We start from the raw sequence: 7,588 nt of genomic DNA on the forward strand, positions 1-7,588 counted from the left end.
CTTTCGCTTGTTTCTGTCAGACGGGCAGTCTTACCACCCCGGCGGGCCGGATCAACCGAATCTTGAGATGTGCGTCACCGTTGGCACTTGGCGCAGTAAAAGCTGGAGCGCCCCGATTGCACCACGCGCGCGATGGTGCCGCCACATTCCGGGCGGCGGCAGGGCTGCCCTTCGCGGTCATAGACGTCGAACCGATGCTGAAAGTATCCCAGCTCGCCATCGGCGCGGCGGAAGTCCCGCAGGGACGATCCGCCAGCATGAATCGCATCGCGCAGAACGTCGCGAATGATCGGCACCAGCGACGCCGCACGCTTCGCCCCGATATTGCCCGCCTTCCGGCGCGGCGAGATGCCCGCCCGAAAAAGCGCCTCGCAGACATAGATATTGCCCAGCCCCGCGATCAGGCGCTGGTCCAGCAGCGCCGATTTGACCGGCGTGTTCCTGCCGCGCAGCGCCTGCACCAGGTAAGCCTCGTCAAAGGCATTTCCCAATGGCTCGGGGCCCAGCTTGGCCAGAAGGGGATGAGCCTCGGCATCCGCCGTGGCAAAAAGGTCCAGCGCGCCAAAACGTCGCGGATCGTTGAAGGTGACGCGCGCGCCGCTTTGCATGTGAAAGACCACGTGATCGTGCTTTTCAGCCGCCGGATGCTCATGCACGAACTGGCCCAGCGGATCGCCCGAGATCAGCATCCGGCCCGACATGCCGAGATGGATCAGCAACGTCTCGCCCCCCGCCAGATCGACAAGAATGTATTTCGAGCGGCGGCGGAGCGCCAGCACATGCTGCCCCCTCAGACGCTCGGCCATGTTCTCGGGAAAGGGCCAGCGCAGGTCGGGCCGGTTCACATCCGCGCGGGCGATCACCCCGCCCTCCATCACCGGCACCAGGCCACGGCGCACCGTCTCGACTTCGGGCAATTCGGGCATGGTTTTTCCTTGGACGGCGAATTCAGTCGATGTTTGCAGGCGCATATACAAGGTCCGGGCTCTGCTTGGAATGCCCGATTGCCAACGCTTTCCTGCCATAGTTGCACCGATTCCATCGGCTCAACCTTTCAGCCAGCATGGCTTTGGGGGATTTCTGACGATGGCGTTATTGCGGTGGGCTCTTCTGTCGCTCGGCGTGATCCTGGTCGCGGTCGCGCTGGTCGGTGCGGCCGTGGTCTTCAAGGATCAGCAGGCTGCTCAGGCTTCTTCGGCAGCGATGCCGGTTGGGACTGCAGCGCCGGAGCCGGGCGAGTTTCGCGAGATCAAGCGCACCGATTTCCGCATCCGCCAACTCAGCACCTATGAATTCAGCCCTTCGGAAGCGACGCGGCAGCTTGCCAGCAAACACGCAGCCTGGCGCGGGCCGAACCGGCGCGTATGGTACGAGGTCTCGCCGAAAAGGATAGGCCCTTCTACGCCGCTGGTGATCCTGCTGCATGGCGCCGGGCGCGACGGTCTGTCGCTGATCGAGATATGGAAGGATGTCGCGGCGCGCGAGGGTATCGCACTGCTGGCCTTGGACAGCATCGGCTCCAGCTGGCGGCTTGAGGATGCCGATCCGGCCTTTCTTGTCAGCCTTGTGGACAAGATGGTGGCGCATCACGGCATAGACCCGGCCCGCATCTACCTCTTTGGCCATTCCTCGGGCGCGTTCTACGCGCAATACCTGCTGAACCGCGTGGACGGGCCGTGGGCTGCCGCAGCGCTGCACGCCGGATATGCCCCCTCGAACGCACTGCAGAGGCCCGCAACGCCCAAGCCCTATCGGCTCTATCTGGGCGCGGAGGGTCACATCTTTTCGGTCGAGACGGCGCGCGCGCTGGGCCGCGGACTGGCCGAGGTTGGCCATGATAATGAGCTGGTCATCATTCCGCGGCACACGCACTGGCTCTATCAGGTTGGCCCGCAGATCGCTGCGGATGCCTGGGACTGGCTCGATTCGCGGCCGCGCTGATGCCGCCCGCCGGGTACGGTGACAACGCCGCATTGTGTCTGCGGCGCTGCGCCCTATAACAAGAGGCGACCATGGCGCAAGGCAAGAGCAATGAGCGAAAACACCACGCATTTCGGATTTCAGGACATTCCCGAGGATGAAAAGGCGGGCCGCGTGCGCGGCGTCTTTGGCTCGGTCGCGAGCAAGTATGACGTGATGAACGATGTCATGAGCATGGGCATCCACCGCGTCTGGAAGGATGCGATGATGGACTGGCTGGCACCCCGGCCCGGCCAGCGCCTGCTGGACGTGGCGGGCGGCACGGGCGACGTCGCCTTTCGGTTTCTGAAACGCGCGGGCAGCGGCCACGCCACCGTGCTGGACCTGACCGAGCCGATGCTGATCGAGGGCCGCAAGCGCGCCGAGGCCGAGGCGATGGCCGGCAGCCTTGACTGGGTGGTCGGCGACGCGATGGCCCTGCCCTTCGAGGACAACACCTTCGACGTCTACACGATCAGCTTCGGCATCCGGAACGTCACGCGCCCGCAAGAGGCCCTGAACGAGGCGTATCGCGTCTTGCGCCCCGGCGGGCGCGTGATGGTGCTGGAATTCAGCCAGATCCCGAATGACATGATGCAAAAGGTCTACGACCTTTACAGCTTCAACATCATTCCGCGCATGGGGCAGGCGATTGCCGGGGATCGCGACAGCTATCAGTATCTGGTCGAATCCATTCGCAAGTTTCCTGACCAAGAGACGTTCCTGAACATGGTTCGCCAGGCGGGGTTCGGGAACGCCAAATACCGCAATCTCAGCATGGGCATTGCCTGCCTTCATTCCGGCTGGAAGATCTAGCCCATGCGCGGTCCGCACAATATCATCCGCCTGATCCGCACAGGCGCCACTCTCGAGCGCACGGGCGCAATGGGCGTCATAATGGATGCGATGGATGCGCCGCCGCTGGTGCGCGGCACGCTGCGCTGCCTTGCCTGGCCGTTCAAATGGCTGGGTGCCAAGGGCGATCCGGCGATGCCGCCCGCGCCGCGCGCGCTGACCGCGCTGGGGCCTGCCTATATCAAGTTCGGCCAGATCCTGTCGACGCGCCCCGATCTGGTGGGCCCCGATCTGGCCCAGCAGATGCGCATCCTGCAGGATAAATTGCCGCCCTTCCCCGTCGAGACGGCAATGGCCGCAATCGAATCCGAGCTGGGCGCGCCTGTCGAGGACCTCTTTGACGATTTCAGCCCGCCCGTCGCCGCCGCCTCGATCGCGCAGGTCCACAAGGCGCGCCTGCGCGAGACCGGCGAGGCCGTCGCCATCAAGGTGCTGCGCCCCGGCATCGAGCGCGCGTTTCGCGTGGACATCGATGCGTTCTACTTCGCCGCCAACATGATCGAGCTGCTCTCGGCCTCGTCGCGCCGGTTGCGGCCCACCGACGTCATCGCCCATTTCGAAGGCGTCGTGATGGGCGAGCTGGACCTGCGCCTTGAGGCCTCCTCCGCATCCGAGTTCGCCGCCAATACCGAGGGCGACAAGGGGTTCGAGTTGCCCGGCATCAAGTGGGATCTGTCCAGCCGCCGCGTGATGACGATGGAATGGGCCGATGGCGTGCCGCTGGGCGACAATGACGCCATCGACGCCGCCGGACATGACCGCCGCGTGCTGGGTGACCGGGTGCTGCAACTTTTTCTCAGCCATGCGCTGCGCGACGGGTATTTTCACGCCGACATGCATCAGGGCAACCTCAAGGTTGCGGCAAACGGCAACATCATCATCTATGATTTCGGCATCATGGGGCATATCGACGAGTATACCCGCCGCGTCTATGCCGAGATCCTCTACGGCTTCATCAAGCGCGACTATCGCCGCGTGGCGGAGGTGCATTTCGAGGCGGGCTATGTCCCGCCTGACCGAGATGTCGATGAGTTCGCCCGCGCCCTGCGCGCCGTGGGCGAGCCGATCTTCGGCATGGATGCCAGTCGGATCAGCATGGGCAGCCTGCTGAGCTATCTGTTCGAGGTCACCGAGCGCTTCGGCATGGAAACGCGGACCGAGCTGATCCTCTTGCAACGCACGATGGTGGTGGTCGAGGGCGTCGCGCGCTCGCTGAACCCGCAGATCAACATCTGGCAGGTCGCCAAGCCAGTGGTCGAGGATTACATCCGCAAAAGCTTGGGCCCCCGCGCCGCCGCCCAAAGCCTGGGCAAGACGCTGGCCGTGCTGGCGCGGTTCGGCCCGCGCCTGCCCCAACTGGTCGAGGTGGCGCTGGCGCGCAGCGCCTCTGCGCCCGCGCCCGAGCCGCCCCGCAGGCGGCGGCGGGACCTGGCGATCTGGGGACTGGGCGGGATTGCGCTTGGCGCGGCAATGGCATCGATCCTAGTCCAACTTGGCTGATATTGAAGCAGTGACGCCGTCACCCGCAACTACCGGGAAAACCGGGGGGAAAACTCCTGTTGTTCGCTGCCCAGTTTGCCTATGATTTGCAAGAACAGTGCACCGCACGAGGGACATCCTTGACCAGCAAACAGCCGATCGCAGCCGCCTTGGCCACCTTGATGCTTGGCACCGTCCCCGGCGCTGTCGCGGTTGCACAGACCGCCACCGATGTGGATGCCAGCATTGCCCCGCCTCGGCCCGCGGGAAATCTGGTAACAGACAGAACAAATATCTACGGCACGCCCGGCGGGCTGATCGATATGCCCACCGCCGAGATGGCCCCCGATGCGACGCTGTCCACGACGGTGTCGGCCTTTGGCCTGGACGGCGACACGACGACGCGCACAACGCTGACGTTCCAAATCCTGCCGCGCCTCTCGGCCAGCTTTCGCTATTCGGGCATAAGCGGGTTGATGCCCGATCCGGGCCGACCGACCTTCAGCACGCTTTATGATCGCAGTTTCGATCTGAAATACCGGCTGGTGAACGAGGGGCGCTATATGCCCGCCATCGCCATCGGCCTTCAGGATTTCATCGGCACCGGCGTCTATGGCGGCGAGTATCTGGTCGCGACCAAATCCTTGGGCAAGCGGGTGCGCGTCACCGGCGGCATCGGCTGGGGCCGGTTCGGCAGCAACGGATCGTTCGGAAGCACCGGCACGCGCCCCACCTCGCTGCTGGGCGAGGGCGGCATCCCCACCTATGACCGTTGGTTCCGCGGCGATGTGGCGGCCTTTGCAGGCCTCTCCTACGCCGCGACCGACAAGCTGAGCTTTGGCGTCGAGTACTCATCGGACGGCTATGACCGCGAAGTGCGCGATGGCGCGTTCAGCCGCGACTCGTCCTTCAACTTCACTGCCAGCTACCGGGTCAGCGACGCGCTCAGCTTCAGCGCCTATTCGCTCTATGGCTCGGAAGTGGGCGCGTCGGTCACGATCTCGCTCAATCCGCGCACGCCGGCCATCAAGGGGGGGGCCGAGGACGCGCCACTGCCGGTCGCACCGCGCGCGGCCGGTAGCGCCTCGGATCTGGGCTGGATCACCGACACCGCGCGCCAAAGCAGCGCGCGCGGGACACTCGCCTCACTGCTGGAACGCGAAGGTATTGCCCTGCACGCGATGGATCTGGACGCGACCAGCGCGCATGTGCAGATCCGCAATCAGCGCTATGGTCAGCGCCCGCAAGCCTTGGGGCGCACCGCCCGCGCCATGACCCGCTCCCTGCCCGCCTCGGTCGAGACATTTACCATCACCCAGATGGTCGAAGGCCAGCCCGCGGGGTCCGTCACCTTCCGCCGTTCGGATCTGGAGCGGCTGGAAAATGCGCCCGCGACTGATATGCTGGCCGCGACCTCGATCAGCGATGGTCTCGGCTATGCCGACGGTGTCACCCTGGCCGAGAATGCCTATCCGCGGTTCGAATATGGTATCGGCCCCTTCCTGCGCTTCAGCGTGTTCGATCCTGACAATCCCGTGCGCTTCAATGCGGGCATTCAGGCGCGCGCCCAATACCACATCGCGCCGGGTTGGGTGGCCTCCGGGTCCATCTCGCAAAAGATCTTCGGCGATCTCGACAGTGTCTCGCTGCCCGGCGCGTCAGGCTTGCCCCGCGTCCGCTCGAACGTGTCGCTCTATTCCCAGACCGACACGCCGACGCTGGATCAGCTGACATTGGCCAAGTACGGCCGCCCCGCCATGAATATCTACAGCCGCTTTACCGTTGGTTATCTGGAACGGATGTATGCAGGCGCCTCTGCCGAAATCCTCTGGAAACCGGTCGACAGCCGCCTCGCGCTTGGTGCCGAGGTTAACTATGTGCAACCGCGCGATTACGATCAGCGGTTCGGCCTGCGCTCGCGCAGCACGCCCTCGGGCACGATTCCGGAGTGGAACGGGCATGTGTCGGCCTATTACGATATCGGCCACGGCTTTCACGGCCAGCTGGACGTGGGCCGGTATCTGGCCGGGGATTTCGGCGCGACCGTCTCGCTTGACCGCGTTTTTGCCAACGGCTGGAGCGTCGGAGCCTATGCCACCAAGACCGATGTCAGCTCCTCGACCTTCGGCGAAGGCTCCTTTGACAAGGGCATCCGGATCGAGATTCCGCTGGCTTGGGGCGTAGGCTCGCCGACCATGCAGAAATCCAAGACGGTCCTGCAATCGCTGTCTCGTGATGGCGGCGCGCGCCTCGAGGTCGATGGCCGGCTCTATGACAAGGTCAAGGAAACCCATGCGCCGTCGCTGGCCAAAACCTGGGGGAGGTTCTGGAGATGAGCGTGACCGTGAACGCATTGCGCCGCGCAGCATTCGGCCTTGCCTGTCTGGCGGTCGTGTCGGCTTGCTCGAATGCGCCTGACCGGCAGGTTTCGGCGCTGTCCATCGGCAAGTCCATTTTCTCGGGCAGTAAGCAGCCGCAGATGCCCAGCCCTACGCAAATTGCAAATGACGTCGCCAAGGCGCTGGCCGCGACGGACGCGCCGCTGATCCTGCTGACCGTTCCCAACCGCAAGGCGGTCACCGTGATGCAGCAGCTTGAGCAGAATAACGGTTACAAGACCTTTGGCACGGCGGATCGTCGCAGCCTCACGATGCGCGCCGGGATGATGACGGCGACGCGCGGCTTGGGCAATGACATCATGTCCTCGAAGCTGGGCACGCTTCCGCAGTTGATCACGTCACGCCAGCCCGGCACTGCCCAGCGCGAGATGCGCTATCTGGATGGCGAAGAACTGACGCAGATTCAGGTCAAGACCTGCACGGTGCGCATCGAAGGCATGGAGCGCCTGAACCGCGGCCACGGCGATATCTCCGTCACGAACGTCAGCGAGAATTGCCGCGGCGATGGCGGCGACTTTATGAATACCTACAAGGTTGGCGCGGACGGCCAAATCCTACAATCGCGCCAGTGGCATAGCCCGCTGAACAAATATTTGCTGATTCAGTCGCTACGCTGACGCCATAAGCTGGCTCCTCTGACGCTTTGTTCGGCCTCGGCAGCCTGAGGCCCAAAATAAAAGGCGACCCGCAGGCCGCCTTTTACGTTTCCATCACCTAGAGGGGTGAAGAATCAGGTGTCGTCGCTGGCATCGATTGCCGCGATGGCAATAATGCCGACAGCGAGGCCAGCAGCAACGAGAGCCGGCGAAACAGTCATAGTGTTGATTGTCACTGAGAACTGACCCGGCATTGTCACCGAGATCTGACCCACCCAGTTGTTATGATCTGCTGATCAC

General features: G+C 63.9%; 6 protein-coding genes. 5 read left to right on the top strand and 1 reads right to left on the bottom strand.

What is annotated here, in order from left to right; all coding sequences use genetic code 11:
• Positions 1-74: 74 nt before the first annotated feature.
• The gene (mutM, locus tag ACEWPL_RS15085) at positions 75-926 is read right to left on the bottom strand and encodes a bifunctional DNA-formamidopyrimidine glycosylase/DNA-(apurinic or apyrimidinic site) lyase (protein WP_393929306.1); all 852 of its coding nucleotides are present in this window, start codon (positions 924-926) and stop codon (positions 75-77) included.
• Between the two features lie 160 nt (positions 927-1,086).
• On the opposite strand from mutM, the gene ACEWPL_RS15090 reads away from it, so the two are divergent.
• The 5 genes from ACEWPL_RS15090 (at position 1,087) to ACEWPL_RS15110 (ending at position 7,309) form a co-directional block, all read left to right on the top strand.
• Positions 1,087-1,941 (top strand): PHB depolymerase family esterase, encoded by an 855-nt coding sequence (locus ACEWPL_RS15090; protein WP_393929304.1) that lies wholly within the window; start codon positions 1,087-1,089, stop codon positions 1,939-1,941.
• Positions 1,942-2,031: 90 nt separating this feature from the next.
• Positions 2,032-2,775, top strand: coding sequence for a bifunctional demethylmenaquinone methyltransferase/2-methoxy-6-polyprenyl-1,4-benzoquinol methylase UbiE (gene ubiE / locus ACEWPL_RS15095; protein ID WP_393929302.1), 744 nt, complete (start codon positions 2,032-2,034; stop codon positions 2,773-2,775).
• Between the two features lie 3 nt (positions 2,776-2,778).
• A complete protein-coding gene (gene ubiB, locus ACEWPL_RS15100) occupies positions 2,779-4,314 on the top strand; it encodes a 2-polyprenylphenol 6-hydroxylase (RefSeq protein ID WP_393929300.1) in 1,536 nt (511 codons plus the stop codon).
• Positions 4,315-4,433: 119 nt separating this feature from the next.
• The gene (locus ACEWPL_RS15105) at positions 4,434-6,629 is read left to right on the top strand and encodes a YjbH domain-containing protein (RefSeq protein ID WP_393929298.1); all 2,196 of its coding nucleotides are present in this window, start codon (positions 4,434-4,436) and stop codon (positions 6,627-6,629) included.
• On the top strand, positions 6,626-7,309 hold the full coding sequence (locus tag ACEWPL_RS15110; RefSeq protein ID WP_393929296.1) for a YjbF family lipoprotein: 684 nt from the start codon (positions 6,626-6,628) through the stop codon (positions 7,307-7,309). Before ACEWPL_RS15105 ends, ACEWPL_RS15110 begins: the two co-directional genes overlap by 4 nt.
• Positions 7,310-7,588 lie beyond the last annotated feature (279 nt).

This window comes from Roseovarius roseus (genome assembly GCF_043355935.2).
In the GTDB taxonomy this organism is placed as follows: domain Bacteria; phylum Pseudomonadota; class Alphaproteobacteria; order Rhodobacterales; family Rhodobacteraceae; genus Roseovarius; species Roseovarius roseus.

Bases quoted from the DNA above. Each gene is read 5' to 3' on its own strand.
- mutM (WP_393929306.1), bottom strand. From the start codon at position 926: ATGCCCGAATTGCCCGAAGTCGAGACGGTGCGCCGTGGCCTGGTGCCG.
- ACEWPL_RS15090 (WP_393929304.1), top strand. From the start codon at position 1,087: ATGGCGTTATTGCGGTGGGCTCTTCTGTCGCTCGGCGTGATCCTGGTC.
- ubiE (WP_393929302.1), top strand. From the start codon at position 2,032: ATGAGCGAAAACACCACGCATTTCGGATTTCAGGACATTCCCGAGGAT.
- ubiB (WP_393929300.1), top strand. From the start codon at position 2,779: ATGCGCGGTCCGCACAATATCATCCGCCTGATCCGCACAGGCGCCACT.
- ACEWPL_RS15110 (WP_393929296.1), top strand. From the start codon at position 6,626: ATGAGCGTGACCGTGAACGCATTGCGCCGCGCAGCATTCGGCCTTGCC.